The sequence below is a fragment of the Oleiphilus sp. HI0066 genome (assembly GCF_001635725.1).
Window position 1 is genome coordinate 1 of the sequence record NZ_LWFH01000732.1, and the last position, 1,156, is coordinate 1,156.

Consider the following 1,156-nt stretch of genomic DNA (forward strand, 5'->3'; position numbering starts at 1 on the left):
ATGTGCTTAGCGCCTGAACCTGATGCCGCTTGATATGTCATCGGTGATACCCATTCCACCAAGTCTTCCGCGAACAAACCTCCTAGAGCAAGCAACATTAGACTCACCGTACAGTTACCACCGACGAAGTCTTTCACGCCATTAGATAGTGCTTCATCGATCACGTGACGGTTAACAGGATCAAGCACGATGACAGCGTTATCTTCCATGCGAAGGGCTGAAGCCGCATCAATCCAGTAGCCATCCCAGCCACTTTCGCGCAACTTAGGGTAAACCGCTTTTGTGTAATCACCACCCTGACAGGTAATGATGAAATCCATTTGCGCCAGCTCACTCACGTCATTTGCGTCAAGCAATACTGATTCCCCCTGCCCTAGATCTGGAGCAGGTAAACCTTTTTGTGATGTCGTAAAAAACACTGGCTCAACTAAAGAGAAGTCATTCTCTTCTTGCATACGCTGCATAAGCACGGAACCAACCATGCCACGCCAGCCGACCATTCCTAACTTTTTCATTTCTATCGACCTTATTAAACCAGTGATTTAAACCAAAGACTCAAGCGCCGCAACAACCGCGTCACCCATTTCTTTTGTAGAGACTTTTGTTGAACCTTCAGAGAAGATATCTGCAGTACGCAAACCTTGATCAAGCACTTTGCTCACTGCATCTTCAATCAGATCAGCGGCTTTGTTCTCGCTCAAGCTATAACGCAACATCATCGCAACGGATAGAATCGTTGCGAGCGGGTTTGCGATGCCTTGGCCAGCAATATCAGGCGCAGAACCATGACACGGCTCGTACATACCTTTATTGTTCTCATCTAACGATGCAGATGGAAGCATACCGATAGAGCCAGTAAGCATTGCTGCCGCATCAGACAGAATGTCACCAAACATGTTGCCTGTAACCATTACGTCAAACTGCTTCGGCGCACGAACGAGCTGCATCGCTGCGTTATCAACATACATATGACTCAGCTCTACATCTGGATAGTCTTTCGCCATATCGTCAAGAATTTCACGCCACAACACCGTTACTTCAAGTACGTTCGCTTTATCTACAGAACAAAGCTTACCGTTACGCTTTTGCGCTGCTTCAAACGCAACTTTTGCAATGCGCTTAATTTCGCACTCAGAGTACACATAGGTGTTGTAAC

Annotated in this window: 2 protein-coding genes; both read right to left on the reverse strand. The window is 46.8% G+C overall.

Annotated elements, in window-relative coordinates; translation table 11 throughout:
- Positions 1-515, reverse strand: a 515-nt coding sequence (locus tag A3738_RS08975; RefSeq protein ID WP_156504126.1) for an aspartate-semialdehyde dehydrogenase, incomplete at its 3' end; no start/stop codon positions are given.
- A gap of 27 nt (positions 516-542) precedes the next feature.
- Positions 543-1,156: 3-isopropylmalate dehydrogenase (gene leuB / locus A3738_RS08980; protein WP_197473745.1), on the reverse strand; the 614-nt coding region annotated here is incomplete at its 5' end.